Source organism: Halomonas sp. NYA30 (assembly GCF_976980765.1).
The window spans coordinates 3,167,987-3,193,951 of sequence record NZ_OZ334477.1; the positions used below are offsets into that span (position 1 = coordinate 3,167,987).

At 53.2% G+C, this 25,965-nt stretch carries 27 protein-coding genes and 1 pseudogene; 14 read left to right on the forward strand and 14 right to left on the reverse strand.

The annotated features are described in order from the left end of the window. Position 1 precedes the first annotated feature (1 nt). Positions 2-1,012, forward strand: a complete 1,011-nt coding sequence (locus ACWI0H_RS14770; RefSeq protein ID WP_485873810.1) for a phosphonate dehydrogenase — start codon at positions 2-4, stop codon at positions 1,010-1,012. After that, positions 1,006-1,866 (forward strand): LysR family transcriptional regulator, encoded by an 861-nt coding sequence (locus ACWI0H_RS14775; protein ID WP_485873811.1) that lies wholly within the window; start codon positions 1,006-1,008, stop codon positions 1,864-1,866. The genes ACWI0H_RS14770 and ACWI0H_RS14775 overlap by 7 nt, the downstream gene beginning before the upstream one ends. A gap of 195 nt (positions 1,867-2,061) precedes the next feature. Here the strand turns inward: ACWI0H_RS14775 and ACWI0H_RS14780 are convergent, their stop codons facing one another. Continuing rightward, positions 2,062-2,436 carry a winged helix-turn-helix transcriptional regulator gene (locus ACWI0H_RS14780; protein ID WP_176301976.1) on the reverse strand — a complete coding sequence of 125 codons (375 nt, stop codon included), beginning with the start codon at positions 2,434-2,436 and terminating at the stop codon, positions 2,062-2,064. Between the two features lie 92 nt (positions 2,437-2,528). Between ACWI0H_RS14780 and ACWI0H_RS14785 the strand changes: the two genes are divergently transcribed. Both ACWI0H_RS14785 and ACWI0H_RS14790 read left to right on the forward strand, forming a co-directional pair. Beyond that, a complete protein-coding gene (locus ACWI0H_RS14785; RefSeq protein ID WP_485873812.1) occupies positions 2,529-2,888 on the forward strand; it encodes a nuclear transport factor 2 family protein in 360 nt (119 codons plus the stop codon). Next, positions 2,888-3,661 (forward strand): SDR family oxidoreductase, encoded by a 774-nt coding sequence (locus ACWI0H_RS14790; RefSeq protein ID WP_485873813.1) that lies wholly within the window; start codon positions 2,888-2,890, stop codon positions 3,659-3,661. Before ACWI0H_RS14785 ends, ACWI0H_RS14790 begins: the two co-directional genes overlap by 1 nt. 126 nt (positions 3,662-3,787) lie before the next feature. Here the strand turns inward: ACWI0H_RS14790 and ACWI0H_RS14795 are convergent, their stop codons facing one another. The 7 genes from ACWI0H_RS14795 to trpB all read right to left on the reverse strand — a co-directional run bounded on the left by ACWI0H_RS14795 (position 3,788) and on the right by trpB (position 8,747). Further along, entirely contained in the window at positions 3,788-4,234 is a 447-nt protein-coding gene (locus ACWI0H_RS14795; RefSeq protein WP_485873814.1) for a YrhK family protein, read from the reverse strand. Between the two features lie 51 nt (positions 4,235-4,285). Continuing rightward, complete coding sequence (locus tag ACWI0H_RS14800) at positions 4,286-4,510, reverse strand: YrhK family protein (protein WP_485873815.1); 225 nt, start codon at positions 4,508-4,510, stop codon at positions 4,286-4,288. A 108-nt stretch (positions 4,511-4,618) separates the two neighbouring features. Next, positions 4,619-4,939, reverse strand: a complete 321-nt coding sequence (locus ACWI0H_RS14805; protein ID WP_176301972.1) for a hypothetical protein — start codon at positions 4,937-4,939, stop codon at positions 4,619-4,621. Between the two features lie 360 nt (positions 4,940-5,299). Beyond that, entirely contained in the window at positions 5,300-6,097 is a 798-nt protein-coding gene (locus ACWI0H_RS14810; RefSeq protein WP_485873816.1) for an SDR family oxidoreductase, read from the reverse strand. Between the two features lie 36 nt (positions 6,098-6,133). After that, positions 6,134-6,349 (reverse strand): hypothetical protein, encoded by a 216-nt coding sequence (locus tag ACWI0H_RS14815; protein WP_485873817.1) that lies wholly within the window; start codon positions 6,347-6,349, stop codon positions 6,134-6,136. Positions 6,350-6,657: 308 nt separating this feature from the next. Continuing rightward, positions 6,658-7,497: a tryptophan synthase subunit alpha gene (gene trpA, locus ACWI0H_RS14820; protein ID WP_485873818.1), complete on the reverse strand. Its 840-nt coding sequence runs from the start codon at positions 7,495-7,497 to the stop codon at positions 6,658-6,660. 20 nt (positions 7,498-7,517) lie between these two features. Next, positions 7,518-8,747: a tryptophan synthase subunit beta gene (gene trpB, locus ACWI0H_RS14825; protein ID WP_485873819.1), complete on the reverse strand. Its 1,230-nt coding sequence runs from the start codon at positions 8,745-8,747 to the stop codon at positions 7,518-7,520. 129 nt (positions 8,748-8,876) lie between these two features. On the opposite strand from trpB, the gene ACWI0H_RS14830 reads away from it, so the two are divergent. Further along, positions 8,877-9,791, forward strand: coding sequence for a LysR family transcriptional regulator (locus ACWI0H_RS14830; RefSeq protein ID WP_485873820.1), 915 nt, complete (start codon positions 8,877-8,879; stop codon positions 9,789-9,791). 6 nt (positions 9,792-9,797) lie between these two features. Here ACWI0H_RS14830 and ACWI0H_RS14835 read toward each other — a convergent pair whose 3' ends face one another. Together ACWI0H_RS14835 and ACWI0H_RS14840 are read right to left on the reverse strand one after the other, a co-directional pair. Next, positions 9,798-10,400 (reverse strand): class I SAM-dependent methyltransferase, encoded by a 603-nt coding sequence (locus tag ACWI0H_RS14835; protein ID WP_485873821.1) that lies wholly within the window; start codon positions 10,398-10,400, stop codon positions 9,798-9,800. Between the two features lie 42 nt (positions 10,401-10,442). Next, complete coding sequence (locus ACWI0H_RS14840; protein ID WP_485873822.1) at positions 10,443-11,384, reverse strand: LysR family transcriptional regulator; 942 nt, start codon at positions 11,382-11,384, stop codon at positions 10,443-10,445. Between the two features lie 106 nt (positions 11,385-11,490). Here ACWI0H_RS14840 and ACWI0H_RS14845 point away from each other — a divergent pair, with 106 nt between their 5' ends. After that, positions 11,491-12,474 carry an aldo/keto reductase gene (locus ACWI0H_RS14845; protein WP_485873823.1) on the forward strand — a complete coding sequence of 328 codons (984 nt, stop codon included), beginning with the start codon at positions 11,491-11,493 and terminating at the stop codon, positions 12,472-12,474. An 18-nt stretch (positions 12,475-12,492) separates the two neighbouring features. On the opposite strand, the gene ACWI0H_RS14850 is transcribed toward ACWI0H_RS14845, so the two are convergent. Beyond that, positions 12,493-13,122, reverse strand: a complete 630-nt coding sequence (locus ACWI0H_RS14850; RefSeq protein ID WP_485873824.1) for an SDR family oxidoreductase — start codon at positions 13,120-13,122, stop codon at positions 12,493-12,495. A gap of 114 nt (positions 13,123-13,236) precedes the next feature. Next, positions 13,237-13,926: a VIT1/CCC1 transporter family protein gene (locus ACWI0H_RS14855; protein ID WP_339881922.1), complete on the reverse strand. Its 690-nt coding sequence runs from the start codon at positions 13,924-13,926 to the stop codon at positions 13,237-13,239. Positions 13,927-14,276: 350 nt separating this feature from the next. Between ACWI0H_RS14855 and ACWI0H_RS14860 the strand changes: the two genes are divergently transcribed. From ACWI0H_RS14860 to ACWI0H_RS14875, 4 genes and pseudogenes are all read left to right on the forward strand, one after another. Further along, complete coding sequence (locus ACWI0H_RS14860; protein WP_176301966.1) at positions 14,277-14,780, forward strand: DUF3015 family protein; 504 nt, start codon at positions 14,277-14,279, stop codon at positions 14,778-14,780. A gap of 57 nt (positions 14,781-14,837) precedes the next feature. Then, positions 14,838-15,128, forward strand: a pseudogene (locus ACWI0H_RS14865) (DUF7843 domain-containing protein); the annotation flags it as partial. A gap of 3 nt (positions 15,129-15,131) precedes the next feature. Further along, the gene (locus ACWI0H_RS14870) at positions 15,132-16,697 is read left to right on the forward strand and encodes an Lnb N-terminal periplasmic domain-containing protein (protein WP_485876244.1); all 1,566 of its coding nucleotides are present in this window, start codon (positions 15,132-15,134) and stop codon (positions 16,695-16,697) included. Positions 16,698-16,783: 86 nt separating this feature from the next. Beyond that, positions 16,784-17,716: a glycerophosphodiester phosphodiesterase family protein gene (locus ACWI0H_RS14875; protein WP_485873825.1), complete on the forward strand. Its 933-nt coding sequence runs from the start codon at positions 16,784-16,786 to the stop codon at positions 17,714-17,716. Between the two features lie 56 nt (positions 17,717-17,772). On the opposite strand, the gene ACWI0H_RS14880 is transcribed toward ACWI0H_RS14875, so the two are convergent. Further along, the gene (locus ACWI0H_RS14880) at positions 17,773-18,681 is read right to left on the reverse strand and encodes a dihydrodipicolinate synthase family protein (RefSeq protein WP_485873826.1); all 909 of its coding nucleotides are present in this window, start codon (positions 18,679-18,681) and stop codon (positions 17,773-17,775) included. 428 nt (positions 18,682-19,109) lie between these two features. Between ACWI0H_RS14880 and ACWI0H_RS14885 the strand changes: the two genes are divergently transcribed. From ACWI0H_RS14885 to ACWI0H_RS14900, 4 genes are read left to right on the forward strand one after another with little or no spacing between them, the layout of a single operon-like run. Beyond that, on the forward strand, positions 19,110-19,583 hold the full coding sequence (locus ACWI0H_RS14885; RefSeq protein WP_339934814.1) for a hypothetical protein: 474 nt from the start codon (positions 19,110-19,112) through the stop codon (positions 19,581-19,583). Then, on the forward strand, positions 19,552-20,772 hold the full coding sequence (locus ACWI0H_RS14890) for a hypothetical protein (RefSeq protein ID WP_485873827.1): 1,221 nt from the start codon (positions 19,552-19,554) through the stop codon (positions 20,770-20,772). The genes ACWI0H_RS14885 and ACWI0H_RS14890 overlap by 32 nt, the downstream gene beginning before the upstream one ends. Before the next feature lie 34 nt (positions 20,773-20,806). Continuing rightward, entirely contained in the window at positions 20,807-23,656 is a 2,850-nt protein-coding gene (locus tag ACWI0H_RS14895) for a bifunctional diguanylate cyclase/phosphodiesterase (protein WP_485873828.1), read from the forward strand. Between the two features lie 47 nt (positions 23,657-23,703). Further along, positions 23,704-24,366 carry a PEP-CTERM/exosortase system-associated acyltransferase gene (locus ACWI0H_RS14900; RefSeq protein ID WP_485873829.1) on the forward strand — a complete coding sequence of 221 codons (663 nt, stop codon included), beginning with the start codon at positions 23,704-23,706 and terminating at the stop codon, positions 24,364-24,366. A 114-nt stretch (positions 24,367-24,480) separates the two neighbouring features. Here ACWI0H_RS14900 and ACWI0H_RS14905 read toward each other — a convergent pair whose 3' ends face one another. Next, positions 24,481-25,782, reverse strand: coding sequence for an IS1380 family transposase (locus ACWI0H_RS14905; protein ID WP_444676419.1), 1,302 nt, complete (start codon positions 25,780-25,782; stop codon positions 24,481-24,483). Positions 25,783-25,965: the final 183 nt, after the last annotated feature.

Below are 25,965 nucleotides of genomic sequence, written 5' to 3' on the forward strand. Positions count from 1 at the left end.
AATGAAACCAAGGGTTTTCATTACCCACCGGGTACATAACAGTGTGCTGGAAAGGCTGGAACAGAGCTGTGAATTAATCACCAACCAGTCAGACACTACCTTACCCGCCGCCGAGGTAAAGGCCCGCGCGGCAACCGCAGATGGCATGATGGTGTTTATGCCGGATCGGGTCAGCGAGGAATTTCTGGCTGGCTGCCCCAAGCTGAAAGTCATTGGCGCCGCCTTGAAGGGATACGATAATTTCGATGTGGAGGCCTGTACGCGTCATGGCGTTTGGCTGACCTTCGTACCGGATTTGCTGACAGTGCCAACGGCTGAGCTCACCATAGGGCTAACCATTAGCCTAATCCGACATGTTCGGGCAGCCGACGAGTATGTTCGTTCTGGCCAGTTCAGGGGGTGGCAGCCAACGTTCTATGGGCTTGGGATTGCAGACGCCACTGTGGGTATCGTCGGCATGGGGCCCATCGGCAAGTCTGTGGCAACACGGCTCAAAGGCTGGGGGGCCACCTTACTGTATTCTCAGCCAGATGCCTTGCCCGCTGCTGAGGAGGAAACGCTTGGCGTGGCGCGCAAGTCGCTTGAAGAGCTGCTCGGGCAAGCCGACATTGTCATTTTGGCCCTGCCGCTCAATAAACAAACCCTGCATACCATGAACGCTGCGCGCTTGGCCCTGATGAAACCAGGCGCCTATTTGATCAACCCATGCCGGGGTTCTGTAGTGCAGGAAGCTGCCGTTTTGGAAGCATTGGAGTCTGGGCAGTTGGGCGGCTACGCAGCGGATGTTTTTGAAATGGAAGATTGGGCTCGAGAGGATCGTCCGCAAGAGATTTGCCCCACTTTGCGAGCACATCCCAACACGCTATTCACGGCACACATTGGCTCTGCCGTCCAGGATGTGCGGCTGATGATTGAACAGCGTGCTGCCGACAACATTCTGCAAGCGTTACAAGGAGAACGCCCTCAGGATGCGGCTAATTCGCCCACTATCACTGAGACAACTCCATGCTGAACTTGGTCTGGCTGAAAAGTTTTACCACACTGGTTCAGCATCGACGTTTTCAGGCCGCCGCCCAAGCTCTCGGTATCGCACAACCCACGCTTTCACAGCACATTCAAAAGCTCGAAGAGCAGCTAGGTGCCCTGTTGATACGCCGCAGTAAAACGGGATGCGAGCCCACCAAAGCAGCCCTGGCGCTTATGCCTCTAGCGCTTAGTATGTTGCAACTGGACGAGCGTGCCCGAGAAGTCGTTAGCGGTACGCGTTTACGCGTAGGGGCAAGTTCTAACATCGGTATTTACATGCTCCAGCCCTACGTGAGCACGTTCAAGAACATTCCGACGGTACCTGAGCTGGACCTAGTGATTGATAACAATCCAAACATTGCCAGACAATTGACCAGCGGCGAGCTGGATATTGCGGTGATGGAGTGGTGGAACCCGAAACCTGGCTTCCAGGCAATGGATTGGCGACAGGAGCCCGTGGTGTTAATTACTTCACCCGATCACCCCTGTGCGGAATGGCATGAAATAGACCGGAAAACCCTCGCAGGAATGAGCCTGCTGGGCGGTGAACCCGGAACAGGTACGGGCCGGTTGCTGGCGAACTTCTTTGGCGAAAGAGGGCCGTTCCCGAAGGTTTCAATGCAACTGGGCAGTACCGAAGCGGTTAAACAGGCTGTCAAAGCTGGCCTGGGCGTATCACTGGTGCTGGCAGCTTGCGTCGAAGAGGAGATTCAAGCGGGCACCTTATGTGCCATCCCGGTCAGTGATGCCGCATTGGCAAAAAAACTGATGGTCATTTGCCCTGAGACGCTTGCGCGGCAACCGCCAGTTTCCACTTTCGTCAGCCATATATGTCAGTGAAAATTGAGGGACATCTTTAGAGCCAGGGAAGGCGTGTGGGTGGCTAAGAATAGGTGCCATTGAGACCAACCCCCGCAAGCTTCACTGAAGCGTTAATCGGCATCGCGCAGCCGCACGCCTTCACTTTCGCTCCACAGGGCAATGGCGGCGTCATAGTCGTTGATGGTCATGGCGCGATAGTGCATTAGGCGGCTCTCATTGGGTGGCGGCGGTGTCTTGATCGTTCTGTTCGGCTGGCTGTTGGAAGTGGTCCTTCTGCTCGGCCCATTTCAGCAAAGCATCTAACGCCGGGCAGAGCGTTTGCCCCCATTCGGTGAGGCGGTACTCCACTTTCGGCGGCACCTGGGGGTAGACCTTTCGGGCCACGATGCCATCCGCTTCCAGTTGGCGCAGCTGTTGGGCGAGCATTTTCTGGGAGATATCGGGGATGAGTTTTTCGAAATCGGAGTAGCGCTGCACTTTTCCATCGAAGAGATGAAAGAGAATAATGAGCTTCCAGCGCCCTTCCAGCATTTTTAATACATTTTCCACATCGCTTGCGGCGGTAGCGGGCGTATAAATCTTTCTCATGGGGGAGCCACTTACCTTTTTGTGCGTTCTTGATAACGCGTCAGTCTAGGCAGAAGATTCTCGCATATTAACCCTTGCGAGAGATGACCATCATGAGTTTGTCACTGCCAGACGCGATCAGCACTTATTTCCACATCAGCAACGGGGCGGATGTTAGCCATATTGCAGAATGCTTTACCCAAGATGCCTGTGTGTTCGACGAAGGCGAGACGCACCGCGGGCACACCGCTATTCAAGCGTGGATGCGCGCCACCCGCGAGAAGGTTGAGTATAGCGTCGAACCAGTCAGTGTTTCCCAACAAGGCAACACAATGGTGGTCAGTGTTTCCCAACAAGGCAACACAATGGTGGTAACTGCCACCGTGACCGGCAACTTCCCCGGCAGCCCGGTGCAACTGGACCATGCTTTCCAGCTTGCCGAGTCGCAAATCCAGTCATTGGAGATCCACTAATGAACCTGAACTTGAACGGGCGACGCGTATTGATCACCGGTGGCAGCAAAGGGGTTGGCGCGGCTGCGGTGGCACTCTTTCGCGAGGAAGGCGCGCATGTGCTAACAACCGCCCGTACTAGCCCCGCTGACCTGCCCGATGAGCTGTTTGTAACTGCTGACCTGACGACGGCCGAAGGCTGTGCCACGGTGGCCGATGCGGTCAACGATCGCTTGGGCGGAGTCGATATTATCGTTCACGTACTGGGTGGTTCATCCGCCCCCGGCGGCGGGTTCGCTGCCCTTGGGGAGGAGGAGTGGCAGCGAGAGCTCGACATCAACCTGTTTCCCGCTGTGCGGCTGGATCGCGCCCTGCTGCCCGGCATGCTGGCCCAGGGCGATGGGGTGATTATCCACGTGACCTCCATTCAGCGTGAGCTCCCCCTGCCCGAATCGACCACGGCCTATGCGGCTGCCAAAGCGGCGCTCTCCACCTATAGCAAGAGCTTGTCCAAGGAAGTGTCACCCAAAGGGGTGCGGGTGTTACGGGTGTCGCCGGGCTGGATCGAGACAGAAGCCGCCGTTGCGCTGGCCGAGCGGATTGCCCACGACACAGGCACCGATTACGCAGGCGGCAAGCAGATCATCATGAATTCGCTGGGCGGCATCCCGATTGGCAGCCCCTCGAAGCCTGCAGAAGTGGCCAACCTGATTGCGTTTCTGGCATCACCGCTGGCAGCCACCATTACGGGCACGGAGTATGTAATCGATGGGGGTACCGTGCCGGTTGTTTGAGGGCGATTTGAGGGTGGTTTATACCGCCCCCTTAATGGCTTCCCGGTCTGCGATGACGGCTGGCAATTGTTCGCAAGCTGCATTGCCCTACTGACGATTAGCCATTAAAACCAGTGTTCAATAACCTTATTCGGTGAGGCACTGGTTCTTTACGTCTGGTTTTTTTTGATGGTCTTGGTGAGCCCGATAGGCTCTGTAGAAGTTGACGACGCCTCCGGCGAGAAACAGCAGGCTGGCGAAAATAAACTGAGCACCTAAGTAGGTGTGTAGTGCATGGGCAAGCGGTGTCTGATAGCTCGGCCAGAGATAAGGAATCGAGGCGGCCAAAAACAGGATGGAGCCGATGACAAACGAGATGGCAACGGCATTGAGTAGCTGCAAGACCACTAAGGTTCCCGCCTGAGTGATCTGCGTCACGTTGACCGTCGCGCCAATCGTAAACAGAACACTGCCAACGATAAAGCACCAGGCGCCCCCTCTTTCCCAGCCCACGCTGGGCAGAAACAAGGCGCTGCCTATCAGGAACAGTACACTACCGATGATATAGCCTGCCGACATTATAAACTCGAGCATGGTCTTCTTGCCGTGCGAGGGGTGACGGCGGTAATAGCTGATGATTTCTATTCAATCGTTTGCCGCCACCGCTAGATAGAATAACGAGCCCAAAATGAACAGCCCGGCCCCTGCCGCCATGTATTTTTCAAAGGCTGGCAGGAAGAAGACACTGCCTATCACAAAGGCAGCGGCACCCGCGATATAGGCTGAAGCATTCAGGCCTTCCCATAAAAAACTATCTTTGGGTAACGATGTTCTATAACTGCGTTTTCGGTTAGTGATGTGATGCGGCATGTCACGTCCTTATGTTTACACGAGCTAACAGAATGGCCGTTCCAGCGCTGATTTAAACACTCATCAAGTTTGCCCACGCCACTCGGCAGTTTAGCAGGCTATTGCATTTTACTGCCCGAAGCTGATGCCCAGCCGTAGTGCTTGTAGACCATCAAATTCGACCGTGACTTCATCAGAAAACAGGGGGTGGCCCTGTACTGTCAAATCCAGCGTTGCTTGCGAGCCGCGATAAGTGACGGTGACAGCTATATCTGCTGAGGTGCTAACGGGCGCCAGCACATCATACTCAACGTTATCAATGCTAACAGCGGAGAGGCCACGGTCATCCAGCTGTTCTTGGATTTCCCGCTCAACGACCACGCCGTAATAGAAGTAAATACCAGTGTAGCCAAGCGCTACTATTACGATTAGTGAAAGGAGCTTTCCCATTATTTCTCTCTAGTTTGTAAACGCTTTAATGGTTATTGCCTGCCATTAATAGGCGGCGTCACCATTGATAAGTTCTGTTTTATATCGAATATATTTAAGCTATTTCCTGCCCATGCGACACAGCTTGAATGCTGACTATATCGTCGTGTTCTAACTGCTCCACTTTGTCTTTTAAGTTTACGAGCATAAAGCACGATAGCACGGAATCCACGCTATCAAATATTCTTGAGACGGAGAGAATTGGTTGCTCGATTCTCTTCCAAGAACCGAGCAACCACTGCAATGGCCTGAATCGTTGAAGGTCAGGCCCGAAAAAAGCAGGGTAGTAAAAACAGATTAGTAAAAACCCGCTAGAAAAGCTTAGGGATCGCCAGCGCCACCGCCCGCGCCGTGTATATTGCCGGTGGTGTAGCTGGATTCTGGCGAGGCCAGCAGTACATAAGTACCGGCCAACTCTACCGGCTGGCCGGGGCGACCAAGCGGCGTGCTTTCGCCAAACGTTTCCACGGCGTCTTGTGGCTGGCCACCACTGGGCTGAAGCGGGGTCCAGAACGGGCCGGGCGCGACGCCGTTGACACGAATGCCTTGCTCGGCCAGCTGCTTCGCCAGCGCTTTGGTGAACGCGACGATGGCCGCTTTGGTCATGGAGTAATCGAGTAGGATTTTAGGCGGATCGTAGGCTACCACTGAGGTGGTATTAATGATCACTGACCCAGGCTCCATGTGGGGTATTGCTGCTTGGGTGATCCAATACATGGCGTAGAGGTTGGTCTTCATGGTGTCGTCGAAGGCTTCATGGCTAATATCCATAATCGACGGCTGCCACTGCTGGCGACCAGCGTTATTGACCAAAATATCTAACCCGCCTAATTGCTCAACGGCCTTTTCCACTAACTCGCTACAAAACGATGCATCACGGATATCACCTGGAATAGCCGCCGCGGCACGCCCTTCGGCTTCAATAAGCTCAATGACTTCGCGCGCGTCTGACTCTTCCGCGGGCAGGTAGTTAATCGCCACATCAGCGCCTTCACGCGCATAGGCAATAGCGGCCGCACGGCCAATGCCGGAATCTCCACCGGTAATCAGTGCCCTTCTTCCGGTTAAACGACCACTGCCGCGATAACTCTGTTCGCCGTGGTCTGGGCGCGGTGTCATGTCACTGGCAAGCCCAGGCCACTCTAGCGGCTGGCGTTAAAAGGGCGGTTTGGGGTACTTGCTTTTGGGATCCTGCATTTGGTTTAACGTGCCTCCTGAGTCATTGGTGTTTGAGGTATTACCTGCACCACCGGATGGCGATGTCGAAGATGACTGGGCGAATGCGGGAGCGGCCATAGCCGCCGCCATACCAGTAGCAAGGCCGCCCACCACTTGACGGCGCGTCGGGTCAAACGTGTTGTCAGGCTTCATAGTAATCCCCCATAAGTAATCGTCGTGAATCCATTCTGGGCGCATGGCCTAAAACGCGCGTGCTATCCCTGATAGAGCATGCAATAGGGAAATGCGTCAGCTCGTGTAAAACCCTATTGACCCTAGTTGGAATAACGGTGATTACCAAGCGGAGTACCGAAAGAAGCCATAAACTTAAAAAATGATAGTTATAAACCAAAATTTAAATAAGCAATTTGAAAAGTGGCAAGAGATGAATAATAAAAAGCAGGCGCGATGGCCTGCTTTTATACCTGTCTCACAACAACTCGCTCTTTACTTACCTTTTATCAGCAGGCTTGCGGTTCACTCACTTCCCGACACGCCCTGACGCTTTCTGCCAGTTCACTGACTAGGCCATGCACACGCTCTACGGCTTCATCGGGCGTATTGGCGTGTTCAATACAGTCGACCAACGCAGAACCGACCACCACGGCATCGCTATAACGGCCGATGGCGGCGGCCTGCTCGGCGGTACGAATACCAAAGCCCACGGCAATGGGTAGTTCGGTGTGTGCGCGCAGTTGATTTACTGCGCCTTCCAACCGCTCTGGCGTGGGCGCACTGCCGCCGGTGACGCCCGCCACGGAAACGTAGTAGATAAACCCCGAGGCGTTGGCCAGCACTTTGGGCAGGCGCTTGGCATCGGTAGTCGGCGTGGCCAGGCGAATAAAATCAATGCCGTGCTGGGCCGCTGGCGTACAGAGCTCTTCGTCATGTTCTGGAGGCAAGTCCACGACAATCAGGCCATCTACCCCGGCCTTAGCGGCATCGGTCAAGAAGCGCTCGACGCCGTAGCAGAAAATGGGGTTGTAGTAGCCCATCAGCACAATGGGCGTGGTGCTGTCTTCTTCGCGGAAGCGGCGCACCATTTCCAGCGTTTTGGCTTGGGTCTGGCCGTTATTCAAGGCACGCAACGCGGCTTTCTGAATGGCGGGGCCATCGGCCATGGGGTCGCTGAACGGCATGCCGAGTTCGATGATATCCACCCCCGCTTTTGGCAGCCCATGCAACAGGCGACGGGAGGTGTCGGCGTCCGGATCGCCAGCGGTAAGGTAACTCACCAGCGCCGGGCGGTTTTGCTGCTTAATGGCGGCAAAGCAGTTTTCAAGACGAGAGGTATGGGTCATGACGTTCTCCTGTGTCGCGCTCATAGCTGTTTAACCCCGAATTTTTCACCCAGGTGATGGGCTACACTCATCATGTCTTTGTCACCACGCCCGCTAAGGTTGACCACCATTAAGTGCTCGCGTGGCAGGTTGGGGGCGCGCTTGGCGACTTCGGCCAGGGCATGGGCGGTCTCTAGGGCGGGGATAATGCCCTCCTGTTGACAGCAAATCTGGAACGCTTCCAGCGCTTCGTCATCCGTGGCAGAGACGTACTCGACCCGCCCTTGCTCGTACAACCAGGCGTGCTCTGGCCCGATGCCGGGGTAGTCCAACCCGGCGGAAATCGAGTGGGCGTCGATAATCTGGCCATCTTCGTTTTGCAGCAAGTAGGTGCGATTGCCGTGCAGCACGCCAGGGGTGCCGCCGTTCAGGCTGGCTGCATGCAGGCCGCTTTTCACGCCCTTGCCACCCGCTTCTACGCCAATCATCTTCACGTCGAGGTCATCAAGGAAGGGGTGAAACAGCCCCAAGGCGTTTGAACCGCCACCAATGCAGGCCACCAGCGAATCTGGCAGGCGACCTTTCTTTTCCAGCATTTGGGCGCGGGTTTCATGGCCGATCACGGCCTGGAAATCGCGCACCATGGCCGGGTACGGGTGTGGTCCCGCCACGGTGCCAATGATGTAAAAAGTGTCGTCGACATTCGTTACCCAGTCACGCAGCGCTTCGTTCATGGCATCTTTTAGCGTACCGGTGCCAGAGGTAACGGGAATCACTTCCGCGCCCAGCAGCTTCATGCGGAATACATTGGGTTGCTGACGCTCGATGTCGGTGGCGCCCATGTAGATGACACAAGGCAAACCAAAGCGCGCCGCAACGGTCGCGGTGGCAACGCCGTGCATGCCTGCACCGGTTTCCGCGATGATGCGTTTTTTGCCCATCTGCTTGGCCAACAATACCTGACCGATGCAGTTGTTGATCTTGTGCGCGCCGGTGTGATTCAGCTCTTCGCGCTTCAAGTAAATACTCGCACCGCCAAAGTGCTCGGTGAGGCGCTCAGCAAAGTAGAGCGGGCTGGGGCGACCTACATAGTCGCCCTGGAAATAGGCAAGCTGGCGCTGAAACTCAGGGTCGCTCTTGGCAATGGTGTATTCGTCTTGCAGCTCTAGAATTAGCGGCATTAGGGTTTCGGCGACAAAGCGGCCACCGAAGCTGCCAAATAGGCCGTTGGCATCCGGCAAGCTTGAAGATAAATCCATTGGTTTATTCATCACGACCTCTGAATGCGATTGAGCGGAGCAATTTAAGATTGTGATGAAGATAGCGCAGGCAGGCGGTGATAAAAATCGATAAGATGTCAGCAACATGTGAGATTAAGTCAACTGTCAGCAGGATACTCCATGCAACACAGCATGCCCCCGCTTAGCGCCTTGCGCGCCTTTGAAGCCACCGCCCGTTTGGGTAGCGTGACCGCTGCTGCCGATGAGCTAAGCGTGACTCACGGCGCGGTCAGCCGCCAGTTAAAGAGCCTGGATGACCATTTTGGTGTCGCACTTTTTGCCAAAGCGGGCCGAGGCATAGCGCTTACGCCATATGGTGAAAAGCTGCAAACCGGTGTGGGAGAGGCGTTCGACCGTCTCAAGGATAGTTGCGCAGCGCTCAAACGTGATGTGGAAGAAGCCCCCTTCACTCTCGCCTGCCCTGGCAGCCTGCTAGCACGCTGGTTGATTCCCCGCCTGGATCGCTTGCACCGCGAGTTGCCTGAGCTCAAGCTAAAAGTCGTGGTGAGCGAAAGCGAACAGCCGGGTACGCAAACGGATGCCAGCGCCACCCTAGCGTTTGCCGAGCCTCCCTGGCCTGCGGGTGTGGAAGTATTCGAGCTGATGGCGGAGCAGATATGTGCGGTGGCAAGCCCACAGCTGGCGGCCCATTGCGATGCGACCAAGCCCGAATCGCTGTTTGCCAATAAGCTCTTGTATACATCTTCCCGCCCCCAGGCGTGGCCGCAGTGGGCCACTGCCAAAGGGCTAGAACTGGCACAGCTTGAAACGGCGCTAAGCAAAGGCCAGGGGTTCGATCACCTTTATTACTTGATGGAAGCGGCAGTGGCGGGCTTGGGTATCGCCATCGCGCCGCGGCTATTGGTGGAAGACGACCTGAGGAGTGGCAGGCTGGTGGCCCCCTGGGGAAGTATCCAAACCCCTGCGCGTCTGTGCCTGTGGTTACCCGGCCAAACCAACGTTCTCACTCAACCCCGCCGCAGCGAGCCGCTGGCGGAGTGGCTCAAGCGGGAGCTGGGGGCTGCACACTGCTGAAACCTTTCATAGTTGCTTCTGTACAATTAGATAAGTATGCAACTCCGGATACTGGTCGTACTCCAGATGTCTGCACACCGCGCCTAGCGTAATCAGCAGGGACAAGAAGCCGCTGGTACCAAGCGTAGAGTAGTAGACCTCGGGCCCCATAAAACTATCGGTATGCTCACCGGGTTCGTCGGTACCGCCGAAAGAGAAGATCAGTACCCCACCCTTATTCAGGCTTCCGATAAGCTTGGTCATCACGCTTTCCTGCTGCGCTAGCGGAATATGCCAAATGCTGTCCCAGGCGGTGATAAAGTCGTATTTTTCCGGCGACTGCCACTGGCAAATATCCTGGTGGTGAAAGGTCACGTCAGGGTGCTTCTGCTTCGCCAAACGTAACATTTCATCGGATATATCCACGCCTTCAGGCGTAAAACCTTCTTGTTGCAAGAAGTCGATAAAGCGGCCGGTACAGCCGCAACCGATATCCAGCGCCCTGCCCCGATTTTTCACAAACGAAAGCGCCCTTCTGTGAGCCTCTATCCCGTTAGCGAGATTGAATTTTTCGCTTTGCCAAAGGTGAGCGATCTGATCGTAGGCGCTGCCAATATCAGTAGGTGTCATGGGTGGCCTATAGGATAAAAAAGTGGAGACTTAGAGACTCTATCACCCACTCAAGCGTTCGCGGTTATTGGCCACCATTTCAGCCAGAAAGTCTGCCACGGCCCGAATGCGGCCTGACTGGGTAAGATCCGTCTGGATAACGAGATAGATGGGCTGATCTACGCCAATATCCGTAGCGACACAGACAAGCCCGGCCTCCCTGGCCAGAAAATGTGGCAATACCGCTATCCCCAGCCCCGCTTTCGCCGCCGCTAGCTGGGTCGCCAACGAGGTGGTGGTTAGCGCCGGTTCCCGCCCTTGCAGAACCCGCTCAACCCACTGGGCGGCAGGCAGGTGCGCTTGCATGTCTCCCCAGGTAATAAAGGCATCGGTGTCGTAATCGCCAGCATCGCGGTGAGCCTCACGCTGGGCCTCATAATCGGAGCTCGCATAAAGCCCAAACCCTAGCGAGCCAAGGCGCCGAAGAGTGACATTGCCCCGCTCGGGCTTGACCATTCTAAGCGCCAAGTCAGCGTCACGACGGTGCAGATTGACGGTGGTGATATCGGTCACCAGCTCAAGCCTGATACCGGGGTACTGATCATAAAATTGTGGCAATGCAGGCAGAATCAACGACGTGGCCAGGTTTTCAGCGGTGGCCAAACGCACCCTGCCGCTCAGCTGCGTAGCGAGTGCGCCCCCGCTGGAAAAGGCCGCTGCGGCGGCTTCCAGCGCTTCGGCTTTTTCGATTAGCCCGGCCCCTTCTTCAGTAAGCTGATATCCCGACTGCTGACGAACAAACAACGGCAGCTTTAAGGCTTTTTCCAATCGCTCAATACGCCGGGAGAGCGTCGCGATACCGAGATGGAGTTCCGCTGCCGCGCCGCTCAAAGTGCCGTGGCGGGCCACCGCCAGAAAAATGCGAGTGTCATCCCAGACCCATCCGCGGGGCATCTGGTTTTCAATATTGGAAAACGGCTTACCGAACTCGTTCATTTTTTTCATTATTGGATAGTGCCACGCTGTTATTGCGCGTTTCAACAAGCGCTCGATAACGGCTCACGCTCTCTTGGTGGGCCATGGTTTCGTGAGTCATAACAGGAGACATCGCATGCAAAAACGTACACTCGGCACCGACCTGACCCTCTCTGCCATTGGCTTAGGCTGCATGGGAATGAGCGAGTTCTACGGCCCCCGAGACGATAGCGAGTCGCTTCAGGTGTTGGCTCGGGCGGTGGAGCTGGGAATCGACTTTTTTGACACGGCGGATATGTACGGGCCACACCATAACGAGGAGCTGATTGGCCGTTTTCTTGCCAGCCATAAGCCAAACGTACGTATTGCCACAAAATTTGGCATTGTTCGCAACCCTGGTGAGTATCAGCGTCGCCTGGATAGCAGCGCCCAGTATGCCCGCCAAGCTTGCGAGGCGTCGCTGAAGCGGCTGGGCATCGAACAAATCGATCTCTACTACGTCCATCGCGTTAATCCGGAAACGCCTATTGAGGAGACCATGGAGGGCTTGGCGCAACTGGTGAAAGAGGGAAAAATTGCCCACATTGGCCTCTGCGAGGTTAGCGACGAGACCCTGCGCCGCGCACACGCCGTGCACCCGGTGACGGCGGTTCAAACCGAATACTCGCTCTGGACGCGGGACGTAGAGCAAGCGGTACTGCCCACCTGCAAGGAGCTCGGTATCGGCTTTGTGCCCTACTCTCCTCTCGGTCGAGGGTTTTTAACGGGCAGGTTTCAAGAGAACGCTGATTTCGGAGAAGGTGATTTTCGTTCTAACCTGCCCCGCTTCTCTGAACAGGCCATGGACACTAACCGCCGAATCGCGGAGGTGATTGGTGACATGGCAGCACTCAAAGGCTGCACCCCTGCGCAGCTCTCGCTGGCTTGGCTACTTTCCAAAAGCGACAACATCGTACCGATCCCGGGCACCAAACGGTTGCGCTACCTTGAAGAGAATGCAGCAGCTGCGTCCATCACCCTAACCGATGATGAGCAGCAACAGCTCGAAGCGGCCACTGCACACCTTCCGGTCATCGGCGAGCGCTATACACCGGAAGGCATGAAGGGGGTGAATGCGTAAGGAGCGGCTTGGGCCTGGCTACTGAATGATCTCGCCAATCGAACGTTTGCCATCCAGCAGCAGATACTCTTGGTTTACTAAATCGGGCTTTTGCACAGTGTGAAGTAGCGCATGGGCCACATTAGCGCGGGAGATTTGGTTGTCGCCTGCCTCCTCCAGTGAGCTGGCAAACTGCTGGCTGGCAGTTTCGTCGGTCAAACGCCCAGGCTTGAGAATGACGTAGGGCATACCGCTATTACGAAGGTGGGCATCAGCAGCGAACTTCGCGGCCATGTAGGGGCGCATTTTCTCGGGCGCCTCTAGTGGTTTTTCTGCACGCATGGCGCTAATCATGATGTAGCGGGAGAGACCTTTTTCCTTGGCGATATCGGCGGTCCGAATGGCGCCAAAAAGATCAATCATTAGCGTTTTATCTGGCCCGGTGTGAGGCCCTGAACCCGCCGTAAAGACCACTTGGTCGCAGCCGTCAAAAGCGTGCTCAAATTCGCCTTCTAAATCAGCCACCACGGTATCGATGCCGTGCTCTTTGAACCAGGCTGCCTGCTCGTCACTGCGGATCATCGCCTTGATAGGCGTGCCTGCTTTCTGGGCCAGCTCGCAAAACTGTTTGCCAATCTGTCCATTCGCGCCAATCACTAACGTTGTCATAACAGCTCCTTATGAATTACCTATTTACTTTGGGTGCAGGCACCCAGGCAGGATTTCAAGGCAATGAGCAGGCCGCTCTCCCGATAGGTCAAACTCTACTTGGTGGTATTCCCCTTACGCTACAACCCCAAACACTCGCCCTATTGCGGAGGTTAGCGCCATCGCGAGGCTGCCCCAAAACATCACTCTTGCGGCAGCTTTTAACATCGGCGCGCCACCTACTCGAGCAGCGATGGCACCCAACATAGCCAAAAAAAGCAATGAAAACAGCGCTACCAATGGAATCAATATTGATGGTGGCGCCCACCAGGCGACCAAAAGCGGCAACAGCGCACCCGTGGTGAAAGTGGCCGCCGATGAAAGCGCAGCTTGCAAGGGTCGCGCTTGGCTGGTGTCGGTAATGCCAATCTCGTCGCGCGCATGTGCGCCAAGGGCGTCGTTGGTCATTAATTGTTCGGCAACCTGCCGCGCCAGCTCAGGCGTTAAGCCTCGGGATTCATAAATAGCAGCGAGCTCTTCCTGCTCTAGTTCGTAATGCTCTGCCAATGCTTTGCGTTCAATATTCAGGTCGGCGTGCTCAGTATCGGCTTGCGAGCTGACCGATACATACTCCCCCGCCGCCATCGACATGGCGCCAGCCACCAAGCCAGCAACGCCTGCCAGCATGATCTCACTCTGCGCGGTGCTGGCCGCTGCAACACCGAGGATGAGGCTACTGGTAGACACAATGCCGTCATTGGCGCCTAGCACTGCAGCGCGCAACCAGCCAGACCGGTGAGAGCGATGATGCTCTGTATGGATCATGGGTTTATTTCCATCGTTGTTGAGTCGCGGGACTGGGTTTTAAATACACTGGGCTCCTTCAGAGCCTAGCAGGTCTTTTATGAAAACGACCGACTAGCAATTTTTTGCATTTACGCTTTGCAGCAAGAAATCTATTAGTTATTACGCCCACCCTGTAAGCAATAACCTACAAGAACGTAAGTAATTGCTTACAAAGCTGTCAGTTATAACTTACAAAAAAAGCATGGAAATAATGGTAAAATTAAGAATATTTAGTGAGCAGCTCGCCTCAAACGTATGTACAAATCTTGAGGCTTGTCGGTACCTCTAGATAAAAATTCTAACCGACAAAAAAATCATTAGGGAATCTCATGTTGAAACGTTCTATTACCGCCTCTATTGCACTGTTAGGTGCGACAACTGCACTTACATTAAGCGCGACCACTTTTGCTAATGATCATCAAGGCGAAATCAATCCGTGGCAACATTGCGGCATCGGCGCTGCTATTTTTGATGACAACACTACCGCTGCAGCGATCTCAAACGTTATTTGGGACTCAGGCACCACTGCCGTGACTTCAGCAACTATTTCACCTGGTTCTTGTGAAGGCGAAGAGATCAAAGTAGCTCAGTTCATCGATGAGACGTACGACCAACTCGCGATGGAAGCAGCCATGGGAGAAGGTAACCACTTAGCCGCTGCACTCGGACTGGTAGGTTGTGACGCTGGCGATGCTACTAGCATTTCTCAGCTACGTAGCGACTTGAGTGCTGTAAGCGCCGACTCTAGCTACTCCTCTATGAGCCATAATGACAAAGCCTACAGCTTTTACACTAGCTTAAATCAAGCGGCTGCCAACTGTTCAGCTAGCTAATGCCATACGTAGGCTGGCCCAGTCAGCCCACTTCGCTTTCTAAAGGATATATTTCGCATGCGGCGGCTTTGGCTGACGATTCTTTTATTTTGCTCACTATCGTCCACCTTTGTTCACGCAAATGTCGCGACCCTTTCTCAAGACTCACAGTGGCTATCACTGCTGCACTTTGACCGTAAAACTCCCTTCTCTCCCCCTAGAAGTGCCGTTATCGACAGCGCTTTTTTCCTTGCCGAAAATGGACGTTATGACCCCCAGGCGGAACTCGTTGCGACGCTTGCCGCCTTACGCAAGCCACCTGAGGCATCTGGCAGCCACGCAAGTTGCCGCTTCCCTGCACGAGCAATGTGGTTGTCAGCTAAAACTGGTGAGCAGTGGCCCGACACTAATTGCTCCGAATTTAATGAATGGCAAGAACAGCATCAGGGCTCTGAAATAGGCTTGATGTTTGCAACGGGCTATCTGGGTAATCCAGCCTCATTTTTTGGCCATGTAATGCTTCACTCTTCCGTGCCAGAAACGCAAAGCTCATCATCTAATGCGCAGTATCTGCTAGATACCAGCTTAAATTTTGGTGCTGATGTACCCAATGACGAAGGGTTGATTACCTACATGGCGAAGGGCCTTTTGGGCGGCTACGACGCGCAGTTTTCAAATGCTTCGTTCTATCGCAATACCACGCTTTATTCTGAACGAGAGATGCGCGACTTATGGCATTACCAATTAGGCTTTACAGAGGAAGAAGTATCCCTATTAACCGCCCACTTATTTGAGATTATTGGCAAAGACTACGAGTACTTATTTTTATCGCAAAACTGTGCCTCCCGAATTGCTAGAACACTGGAGCTGGTCGTAGAGAATGACCTTACACCTGGCTTTTCGCCATGGGTAGCGCCTGAGGATCTATTAAGGGCTTTGAGCAACACCACGCACCATGACAGCCCTTTATTAGTCAAAACGCGCCAAATACCTTCAAGAAGGCTTATTACCCAACGCTCTTTCAATGCCCTAAATAGTGATCAGCAACGTGCAGCAAACGCCGTATGGCCTTCCGAAAATGATTTAAGAATGGAGGCGCAGTCGTTTTCTGAGTTATCAGCAGTGCAGCGTAGTGACGTCTTGGATACGCTGCTTAGTCATGCCTCTTTTTTGCGCCAAACAGGCGACACAGAGCAATTGCCGGAAATAGAGCGTCAACTGCTTCAAGCACGGTTACGCCTTCCTACCGGCCATGCCGAAGTGAACTATGAAACATCGCCTGCAATACATGAAGTAGCAGCGCCCTCATTGATAGGTTTCAGTGGGGTTCATAACAGCCACTCTACTAATAGCACTCGTCTAAGGTTTCGACCTCTTCAGTACGATTTGCTCGATACCAATCAAGCTCGTATGCCCAATTCGGCTGTTGAAATTACTACTGTAGAAATTAATGCCGATGATCAAGGCGTATCGTTAAACCGCTTGGATCTTTTTAACGTTACCAATTTACATACTAATGCCATAGCGCTCCCTACCCTGCCACAAACGGCATGGCAAATATCTGCGGGCATTGAGAGGAACCGGCTAAGTTGTCGGCGCTGCTTTGATGGTGTTGCTAATGTGCTAGCCGGTAAATCATGGTCATTGGGGTCACATTTACCTTATTTTTTAGCAGGTGCGCAATTGCGAACACAGCGGCATTATGATGGCATGGCGGTACCGATGGTGAAGGCGGGCGTAGTGAGTAGTTGGTCACCAAGCCAACGCACCCACATTCAGTTATCACATCGCAGTAATATGGGTTACAGCGATCGCCAACGAACAGAGTGGCAATTACAGCATCGTTTTGCCCTATCCACTGAGTGGGACATGCGGTTTGAATTTCAGCATGACTATTCCGCTAACGAAGCGAGTATTGGTCTATCCCGTTACTTTTGAGTAAACACTGAACAGTTTCCCTCTTTTGGCGTTAACGCTTCAGGGGATGTACGCTTATTGAACGAACATTCAATTAAGGAATTCCCATGCAACGCCGTTTACTGGTTACGTCAATAACCCTGGGCCTTTTCGGTTGTGCTGCCACCAATGCGCTGGCGGAGTCCACACCGCTGGAACAGCAGCTAAAAGATCTGCAGTCATTCCAGATCATTGCCCACCGCGGTGCCAGCGGCCATGCGCCGGAAAGTACGATGGCGGCCTATGAACTGGCCCATGAGTGGGGCGTCGATTACTTGGAACTCGACGCTCAAATCACTTCGGACGGTGAGGTGGTGGTGTTTCATGATGACACCATTGGTCGCACCAGTGACGGCGAAGGCGAGATCAATAATTATACGCTGAAAGAACTCAAAGCTCTGGATACCGGCACGTGGTTCAACGAGCAATACCCTGACAGTGCCGACACGGCCTTTGAAGGTGCTCAGATACTTACCCTTGAGGAGTTATTGGAGCACTTTGGGCACGATGCACGCTACTACATAGAAACCAAGTCGCCGCAGTTGAACCCAGGCCTGGAAGAAGCGTTGGTAGCGTTACTGGAAGAGCACGACTTGATCGAGAGTGGTCGCGTTCTGGTGCAATCGTTTGAGCAAAATAGTTTGCTGAAAGTGCACGAATTAAACGAGAACATCCCGCTTATTCAACTCGTCTGGTATTACCCCAGCGAAGAAAAAAATGGCCGATTGGTGGAGTGGACGGACGTGACGCCGGGGCCAGAAGAGATCACCGATGAGGACTTCCAGGCAGTGGCGGATTACGCGGTCGGTTTGGGCACCAATTTCATTTACGAAGGCGAGGAAGTGATTGACGCTGACTTCATCCGTCAGGCGAACGACAACGGCCTGCCGGTACATGTCTACACCATCAATGAAGCTGATGAAATGGAGCGTTTGATGGAAATGGGCATCAACGGTCTTTTCACCAACTATCCTGATCGTCTGCTCGAACTCATAGAGTAAGCCGCTTATAAGCACTCCGTACGCCCAGCCTGGCTGGGCGTTTTTGGTGAATCGCTTTACGCCCTGAAGTCAGTGGCCAGGTCGAGCTGTGCCACTACCTGTTCCACTCGTTTACGGCCATCTCCTTGTAGTGCTTTAAGCGGTTGAGGCAAGCAGGGTTGGCTGACCTTGCCAGTTACTTCTGCAATGGTGGCCGCTACCCGCAAGCTGCCACCATATTCACGATAAAGCGCCCATAACGGCTCAAGCGCACTGGAAAGCGCATTAACCTGCTGGGTATCTCCCGCTTGAGCAGCCCGGGTCAGCGCCAGTGCTGTGTGGGGATAGAGCCCGCCAATAACGGAGTACCACGCATCACAGCCAGCGCTTAGCCCTGTAGCGGCGGCCGGATCCCCACTGATACCAATGGTGACCTCTGAAGGAATGAGTGCGCGCAGCCGCGCCACACGCTCGCGCGCTTTCTCGATATCATTCACTACTGGCGGGATCTTGATAGAGCGCACCTGTGGCAATTGAGCAATACGCCCGTGCAGCTCATCGCTGAAATCAAAATGGGTGGTGCCAGGATTGTCATACACGCATAGCGGAACACTCAATGAACGGCTGACGGTAGCATAGAGGTCGTACACTTCATCGTCGGTCAGCTTTTGATAGGACACCGGTGCCAATAACAGCCCACTGGCACCGGCTTGCTGGGCACGTTCCGCATTAACCAGCACATCGCGAGTACGCAATGCGCCTATGCCTACGACAACAGGCACGCCCCCGGCGTTTTCGACACTGAGGTTAGCCACGCGGGCGCGCTCTTCAACGCTTAAATAGGCGTAGTTGCCGGTCGACCCCAGCACACCAATGGAGTCCACACCTGCCGCGGCCAAGTGCTTCACTAAGCGAATAAACTCACACTCTTGAACGCCCTGTTCGTTCATGGGGGTTAGCGGAAATGCACTCAGGCCGGTGAACATGGCGGATGATCCTTTTAGGATGGCAGAGGAGAATTTTCAAATAGCCTTAATGAAATGTGTATCGCACAGACGCTTAACCATTAAGCTCAAGCTCTCATGAGCGCCGCGAAGCATAAGTCAATCTAAATTGACAAAATTAAATGAACAAAAATTAAAAAACAACTGCCACCAAGAGCCCTCACTCTTCTTCAACATAACTACCTGTTATTTTTTTTAAATTGATGTAGTGTTTGTGTATATGCCGTATCGTTACGGCACAGTTTTTTGGTGCTTATCCCTTAGCTAATCAAAGGACACTGAAGATAAAAAGCAATGCCGATAGACTGCGAGGGAGAACGCGTCATCAACTCATACACAGATAAAGTCCAATATAGAACTGCATCGTGCATGAACCTGGCGTTCATCAATCAACCAGTAAGATACCGCCCATGCCTCCACCTGTTTTGAGCGGTGCTCTAATGCGATTGCCGTTACTGGCAGTGGTCACCCTCGTTTTGCTGGTGATGTTCACTTTCACCTGCACAAATGCCATCGCTCGGGAGACCCCTCTTTTTTTAGTCGCCCATCCTGACGTCTCCACCCGCTGGTTGAATCGTGATACTACCCGCGCGATTTTTGCGATGCGTCAACGCACATGGCCGGATGGCCAAGCTGTCAGGGTCTTCGTTTTAAATAACAGTGATCCCGTACATGCTCGCTTCACCAAAGAGCAATTAGCGGTATATCCGCACCAGCTTCAGTTAGCCTGGGATCGCATGGTCTTCTCGGGAACCGGCCAAGCCCCTGACCGCGTCGCTGATCAGGCAGAGATGCGCGAGCACGTTGCCACGACACCCGGCGCCATTGGCTACCTAGAAAGGGAGTATCTGGATGATAGTATCCAAGTTATCTCAATGGAGTGAATACCGTGCTGTTGCCGCTCTGTTAGGCGTTGTTATATTAGGAGCTTCTACCCAAGCCCGTAGCGATGAAAACGTTAGGGATACTCTGCAGATGCATGGCTTTCTTAGTCAGGCGTTAGTCGTTACTGATGATAACGACTTTTTTGGCCCCAGCAGCCAAGATGAAGGTAGTTTCGAGTTCACCGAAATCGGTCTCAACGTTTCATTACGCCCTCATCAGGATGTGTTACTTGCCGCACAAATGCTAAGCCGCCGTGCAGGTGGCGAAAGTAGTGATGCTTATCCAGAGCTTGACTATGGCCTTATTGATTACCAAATAGTTTCCGACCAGCAGCGCACCTTTGGTATTCAGCTAGGCAGAATTAAAAATCCGTTTGGGTTCTACAATCAAACGCGCGATGTAGCATTTACACGCCCTAGCATACTGTTACCCCAATCACTTTATTTTGACCGCACCCGTTCACTAGCTCTAACAGGGGATGGACTAACGTTCTACCTGGAAGAGCGATTGGATAACGGCGTTATAAGAGGTCAGCTTGGTTTAGGGATACCCCAGGCTGACGGTGGCTTAAACCAGACGCTTCAGTTGCATCGTATCCGGGGCTCTTTCGATCCACAGCAATCTGGCATTGCACAAGTACGCTATGAGCATGATGCAGGACGTATTGTTGCGGCTCTAAGCCATGCCCATGTCAGATCCCAAATAGATACCCATTCCCCCAGCGTGAGTGATGGAGACTTTTACTTTAGGCCCTGGGTATTTTCGTTGCAGTATAATCAAGAACTCTGGAGTCTAACGGCTGAGTATGCACTGCGCCACTCAGGGTTAAAAAACTTCAATCAACCGGCTTTAAATTTTGATACGACCGGTGAAAGTTGGTATGTGCAGTATACGCGGCGCTTTTATGACGATTGGCAGTGGCTAATCCGTTATGACAGTTTGGTCAGTAACCGTGATGATGCGTCAGGTAAAGCCTTTGAGGCTAATGGCCTGGGGCCTGCTCACTCTCAGTATGCAGATGATTTAACCTTTGGTTTGCAATGGACGCCGCACCCTCAGGTAATGCTGGCAGGCGAATATCATCATGTGGATGGTACTGGCTGGCTGCCCCTTCAGGATAACCCGGATTCATCAGCCACCAGCCGACGCTGGAACATGTGGTTGTTCCAGTTATCACTGCGTTTTTGATGGGTTACTCGATTCTGGCTAGGATGCTATCGCGATGAAAACACCCGCCCTTTTTCGAACCCCTCAGCGCCTTAGCCTGACTTGGCGTGTTATCGCGTTGAGTAGCTTACTGCTTTTAGCATTAGTTAGCCTATTTACTTGGCTGGGTCACGAAAATCTCACCCGCCAGTTTCAGGAAAGCCGAAGCCAACACCATGAACGTCAACAGCGTGAAATTCATTTAGCGTTAACGCGTTCCTCCGAGAATTTACGTCAATTAGCCGGATTGACCGCTGCTTCAGCAAGCTTAGGCCCACCTTTACAAGCAGGTAATACTATTGATGTGGAGCAAGCGCTGGATTCCCAGTGGCCTGCACTCCAGCTTGAGGCGGGAATCGATGAAATCCTAATCATTAATACGCGTGGCCAAGTCTTGGGCACATGGGGCTCCGGTAATTCAGAAGCGCAGCTACCCATACTCAGTTGGGTGCAACGAGTCATGAATACCGAACGGCCACTAACCACGCTTCGCTGTGCCGCTAGTTGCCAACAATTTGCTGCAGTGCCGGTACTGGTAGATGGCGAAAGTGTCGGCATGGTCGTCCTGTCCCGCTCATTAGCGGATGTCACTCGGCAGGCGAAAGAAGTCTCTGGCAGCGAAATCGCGTTACTGGTCACAGGCGCTGCTGAAGACAGTGAAGGCCGTAATGTAACGGCTCAACGACAATTGAAAGCATGGAATGGGTATCTGCTCGCACTGACCAGTGAAAAACAAAGCCTAGCGCCGTTGCAGCGGGCAGCAGAAACCGCGCCAGTGGAGCGTTTGATAGAGGCACCGTTACACTTTGGGCATACTGGCAGGCATTTGGAGCTTAGCGCTGCACGCATGATAGAGAGCAGCGAGCGCAACGATAATGGTTACTTCCTACTGATATCGGATATTACCAGCCAAATTAATGCCATCCATAACGATACACGCACCCTATTGTTCGTTGGTGTGCTTGGCTGGATTGCCGCTGAATTACTACTGCTCGTCATACTGCTTGGCCCCATGGCACGGCTGCGTAGAGTCGCAGGCTTGCTACCCATACTGGCGAGTGGGCAATTTAGCGATATACGCTCCGCCCTTCCCAATCATCGCCATCGCATTGCAGACGAGATAGATATACTCGAAGTCACCACGCTTGAGCTTTCTCATCAACTCGAAAGATTGGAAAGCGAAGTACAAGAGCGCGGCAGCCAATTAGCTGAGCGTATTGATGAACTGGCCCAAGAGCGTGATTTCGTCAATAGCTTACTGGATACCGCCCAAGTATTTATCGTTGCCCAAGACAGCACAGGACGCATCAGTCTAGTCAATGAGTACACTCAATTGATGTTGGGGATAAAGGAGGCTTCCCTGCTTGGGCGCAATTTTGTAGATGTCTTCGAGACTGGCGTCTTTACCACAGCGAATGCAATTGCCTTACCTCAACAAGAAGAGAAAACGCTGCGAACTCCCGATCATCATCTCCACACTATCGCTTGGTATCATGCGCCTTTGCATACAGGTAACGAGGAACCGGTATCGCACATTTCCGTTGGCCTTGATATCACCGAACGCAAGGCCCCCGAAGCTCGGCTAACCTGGCTTGCCGAGCGAGACCCGCTGACCGAGCTGTACAACCGGCGCTACTTCCAACATGCGCTGCAAATCGCCATTGAACGCTCTGCCACTGCAAAAGGGGCGGTACTGCTGCTGGACTTGGATCAGTTCAAGGAGGTTAACGAGCTGAGCGGCCACCACGTGGGCGACAAACTGTTGCGTGAAGTGGCCGATACACTGTTCCATAAGCTAGGCCGCCGTGGCGTCATCGCCCGCTTAGGGGGGGACGAATTTTCGCTGCTACTCGAAGATACCAATGCCGACCAAGCAGTAACCGTCGCGCAATATATCGTTCAGCTGCTAGACGGTATCGGCTTTGTAGTCGGAGAGCGGCGGCATCGGGTCACGGCGAGTATTGGTATTGCGCTGTTCCCCACCCATGGCAATACGCCTGCCGATCTAATGGCGAGCGCCGATGTGGCTATGTACAAAGCGAAGGAGAGTGGCCTTCAGCACTGGCACCTTCTTTCTAAAGCTGAAAATGCCAAAGATGAGCTGCAGGATCGCGTTTACTGGGTTGAGCGGATACGCAGTGCGCTGGAAGAAGACAGCTTTGAGCTAATGGTTCAACCTATCATTAGGCTAGAAGATCAAGACATAAAACATTACGAAGTACTGCTGCGAATGCGCAACGCAGATGGCAGCCTGGTTTCTCCCGCAAACTTTATTCCTATCGCCGAACAGAGCGGCCAAATCGTGTTGATTGATCGCCGGGTAGTACGGCACAGTTTAAAAGCACTCAGCCAACTGCAGGATCGAGGCATTACGTTTGCAGTTAACCTTTCCGGCCAGTCCTTACATGATGAGGGGCTAAAGCAATATTTAGCCGAGGAAATAACCGCCAGCGGCGCTGACCCTCACCATTTGATACTGGAAGTGACAGAGACTGCAGCGGTTACCGATTTCTCTGCTGCACGCGGTGTATTACAAGCCGTGCGCAGCCTAGGGTGCCGCACCGCTCTGGATGACTTTGGTGTTGGTTTTAGTAGTTTTCACTACCTTGGGCAGTTACCCGTTGATTACATTAAGATAGACGGCTCTTTTATTCGCAGTTTGTTAATTAGCCCTGACAGCCGCGTTATCGTTCGCGCTATTGCGGATATAGCCAAAGGCTTTGGTAAGCAAACCATTGCCGAGTTCGTTGACCAAGAAGCATTGCTGCCCATATTAAAGGACTATGGAATCACGTATGGGCAGGGGTACCATTTAGGCAAGCCTACCAAGCTTACCGAAGCATTTTTTGGAATCAGTTACTTATAATAGAAGCAGTTTCAATTTCATTCTTGGACTAAAAAGGATAGCGCGTGATGTCTTCACCTCGTATAGCAACAAATAGGGAAGCACCTTCAGCATTACTGGAAAGGTTTATTCAAGAATTTAAATTTAAACTGTGTATCACTGAGCAGGAAAAGCATAAAGTTTATCGTTTAAGGCATGACGTTTACTGCGAAGAGCTGCAATATGAAGAACCGACTGACCCTTACAACAAGCTCGAATATGATATCCATGATCAAAACTCTATTCATTGCTTGATTGAACATCGCAGAACCGGCCTAGTGGCCGGATGTGTGCGAGTCGTCATTCCAAAGCCTTCTAGCCCTCAGCCGCTAAACCAGCTTCCTTTACAGACATATGGCAGCCAGAGCCTAACTCATCCGGAATTCCATCCCGAAAAGCTGGCTATCAATAGTTACTATGAAATTTCTCGCCTTGCCGTTAACCCTCTATTCAGAGCAAAAGCAAAAGAAAAAGACATTTTAGCAAACACAAGCGCTATTACCTGTTTTTCCGTAGAAGAAAGACAGCTATTCCCATTACTGGCAAGCGGGCTATTCATCACAGGTTATTCGTTAGGAAAGCAGCTAGGTAAAATTCAGGTATTTGCCATGATGGAACCTAGCCTGCCTCGGCTGCTCGCGCTAACCCGGATTTCTCACTGCACCTCAATGAGCTGCATAAATAGGTCGTAATACCGCCAACGGCCTATGACGACTGCTCAGATTGTCTACTATTTAACCAATTTCCACCGTCCAGACACACTTCCCCCTTCCCCCCATTGAGTCGGGCCGGGGGAGCCCGAGCAGTCAGCCCGGAGCCAACCGCCTGACGAGATCGGATAGTTCCGCCTTGTAAGGGTAGCTGTCACTCATCAGCACCCGGATTCGCCGGGTGTTGCGGATAATGACGGCCCCCACCTTGATCAGCTTGAGCCGCAGATTGCTCGGGCTCATACGCGCGAAGGGCGTCTTTTTCAGGTGTGTTCGTAATCGCTCGAACAGCGTATAGGCAAAGCCCGATAAGATCAGACGCCACTGATTGGCCCACCAGTGCGTGCTGGAGGTACGATCAGCAAACAGGCTCAGCTGTTGATCTTTAATCCGGTTCTCCATGTCGCCCCGAGCGCAGTACTGCTCGTAGTAGAGCTTGAAGCCGTCGTCATAACGGGAACTAATGATAAACCGGGGATTAGAGCCCAGTTCGCCTTCTTCCAGACGGGCCACCACCCAGCGTGGATACTTCCAGGCGTGTGCTTGATATTGGAAGCGGAACGTCTCTGCCACTTTCCCTCCCACCTGCCATTGGGTCTTGCGCACCAGCATCATGGGCACATCCACTTCCTTGAGCAGCCGACTGTTCTTGCCGATACCCACGATATAGTCAACGTGATGCCGATCGCACCAGTTGAGCATCCGGGAGCGACAAAAGTGACTATCACCTCGTAACACAAGGCGCGTATCGGGCCAGTATTGACGGATAAAGCGCACCAGTAACGCCAGGATGGCCCAGCTGTGATGGCTGTCGCTGTGGTCACTGGTACGCAGATAGCTCACTAGCAGATGGCGGCCACAGAAGACATACAGCGGGAAGTAGCAATGGTGGTCGTAGTAGCCGTTGAAGAACTTGCCCGGCTGCTCGCCGTGAACCGGGATATCGGTACCGTCAAAGTCCAACACAATTTCCGCCGGTGGCTCCTCGTGCTGCTCGATGAAGTGGTGCCAAAGTAGTTGATGGGCCTTCACTATCGCCTGCCGATCCGCCTGCTGCTCCATCCGGCACAGCGTGGACTTGCCTGCCAAGGAGTCGTCCTGGCCAACCGCCGTTTGCAGCGCTTGATCAAAGCGAAGGGCTTCATGATCGTTCAGGTCTTCGTATCCAGCGGCCACGCCAAATACCCGTTGACGAACCATGGTGTCTAGCCGGTGGCGAATCTGTTCTGGATCCCGGGGATCGTGAAGTACCGAGGCTAGTCGGCGAGTCAGGCGATGTTGTTTATCGACCTCGCGCAGCAAAAACAGTCCGGCATCGGAGGTGATGTGACCGCCGGAAAAATCGGCTTCAATTTGACGGCGAGAGAGTGGCGAGAAGGTCAGTTTTTCAGGTACCATTTTGGATAGCGGCTGTTGGTGTTTTTTCTGGTGTAACGTCCTGAAATAATAACACTTTCAGCCGCTTTCTATTATCCCCTGTGAGAAATTCGGGCTAACGGGGTTTCACTTCACCAAGGTAGGAGAAACCATTAACTTTCATGGTAAAAGAAGTGCCTACTATATAGATAAGCAAAAAGCAGA

What these genes read in the sequence shown, in the direction of transcription:
- ACWI0H_RS14795 (WP_485873814.1), bottom strand. Translation starts at nt 4,234, where the DNA reads ATGCTCGAGTTTATAATGTCGGCAGGCTATATCATCGGTAGTGTACTG.
- ACWI0H_RS14875 (WP_485873825.1), top strand. Translation starts at nt 16,784, where the DNA reads ATGCAACGCCGTTTACTGGTTACGTCAATAACCCTGGGCCTTTTCGGT.
- ACWI0H_RS14815 (WP_485873817.1), bottom strand. Translation starts at nt 6,349, where the DNA reads ATGAAGCCTGACAACACGTTTGACCCGACGCGCCGTCAAGTGGTGGGC.
- ACWI0H_RS14850 (WP_485873824.1), bottom strand. Translation starts at nt 13,122, where the DNA reads ATGACAACGTTAGTGATTGGCGCGAATGGACAGATTGGCAAACAGTTT.
- trpA (WP_485873818.1), bottom strand. Translation starts at nt 7,497, where the DNA reads ATGACCCATACCTCTCGTCTTGAAAACTGCTTTGCCGCCATTAAGCAG.
- ACWI0H_RS14785 (WP_485873812.1), top strand. Translation starts at nt 2,529, where the DNA reads ATGAGTTTGTCACTGCCAGACGCGATCAGCACTTATTTCCACATCAGC.
- ACWI0H_RS14885 (WP_339934814.1), top strand. Translation starts at nt 19,110, where the DNA reads ATGCCTCCACCTGTTTTGAGCGGTGCTCTAATGCGATTGCCGTTACTG.
- ACWI0H_RS14890 (WP_485873827.1), top strand. Translation starts at nt 19,552, where the DNA reads ATGATAGTATCCAAGTTATCTCAATGGAGTGAATACCGTGCTGTTGCC.
- ACWI0H_RS14780 (WP_176301976.1), bottom strand. Translation starts at nt 2,436, where the DNA reads ATGAGAAAGATTTATACGCCCGCTACCGCCGCAAGCGATGTGGAAAAT.
- trpB (WP_485873819.1), bottom strand. Translation starts at nt 8,747, where the DNA reads ATGAATAAACCAATGGATTTATCTTCAAGCTTGCCGGATGCCAACGGC.
- ACWI0H_RS14835 (WP_485873821.1), bottom strand. Translation starts at nt 10,400, where the DNA reads ATGACACCTACTGATATTGGCAGCGCCTACGATCAGATCGCTCACCTT.
- ACWI0H_RS14775 (WP_485873811.1), top strand. Translation starts at nt 1,006, where the DNA reads ATGCTGAACTTGGTCTGGCTGAAAAGTTTTACCACACTGGTTCAGCAT.
- ACWI0H_RS14830 (WP_485873820.1), top strand. Translation starts at nt 8,877, where the DNA reads ATGCAACACAGCATGCCCCCGCTTAGCGCCTTGCGCGCCTTTGAAGCC.
- ACWI0H_RS14800 (WP_485873815.1), bottom strand. Translation starts at nt 4,510, where the DNA reads ATGCCGCATCACATCACTAACCGAAAACGCAGTTATAGAACATCGTTA.
- ACWI0H_RS14895 (WP_485873828.1), top strand. Translation starts at nt 20,807, where the DNA reads ATGAAAACACCCGCCCTTTTTCGAACCCCTCAGCGCCTTAGCCTGACT.
- ACWI0H_RS14905 (WP_444676419.1), bottom strand. Translation starts at nt 25,782, where the DNA reads ATGGTACCTGAAAAACTGACCTTCTCGCCACTCTCTCGCCGTCAAATT.
- ACWI0H_RS14860 (WP_176301966.1), top strand. Translation starts at nt 14,277, where the DNA reads ATGTTGAAACGTTCTATTACCGCCTCTATTGCACTGTTAGGTGCGACA.
- ACWI0H_RS14805 (WP_176301972.1), bottom strand. Translation starts at nt 4,939, where the DNA reads ATGGGAAAGCTCCTTTCACTAATCGTAATAGTAGCGCTTGGCTACACT.
- ACWI0H_RS14880 (WP_485873826.1), bottom strand. Translation starts at nt 18,681, where the DNA reads ATGTTCACCGGCCTGAGTGCATTTCCGCTAACCCCCATGAACGAACAG.
- ACWI0H_RS14810 (WP_485873816.1), bottom strand. Translation starts at nt 6,097, where the DNA reads ATGACACCGCGCCCAGACCACGGCGAACAGAGTTATCGCGGCAGTGGT.
- ACWI0H_RS14845 (WP_485873823.1), top strand. Translation starts at nt 11,491, where the DNA reads ATGCAAAAACGTACACTCGGCACCGACCTGACCCTCTCTGCCATTGGC.
- ACWI0H_RS14840 (WP_485873822.1), bottom strand. Translation starts at nt 11,384, where the DNA reads ATGAAAAAAATGAACGAGTTCGGTAAGCCGTTTTCCAATATTGAAAAC.
- ACWI0H_RS14855 (WP_339881922.1), bottom strand. Translation starts at nt 13,926, where the DNA reads ATGATCCATACAGAGCATCATCGCTCTCACCGGTCTGGCTGGTTGCGC.
- ACWI0H_RS14900 (WP_485873829.1), top strand. Translation starts at nt 23,704, where the DNA reads ATGTCTTCACCTCGTATAGCAACAAATAGGGAAGCACCTTCAGCATTA.
- ACWI0H_RS14790 (WP_485873813.1), top strand. Translation starts at nt 2,888, where the DNA reads ATGAACCTGAACTTGAACGGGCGACGCGTATTGATCACCGGTGGCAGC.
- ACWI0H_RS14770 (WP_485873810.1), top strand. Translation starts at nt 2, where the DNA reads ATGAAACCAAGGGTTTTCATTACCCACCGGGTACATAACAGTGTGCTG.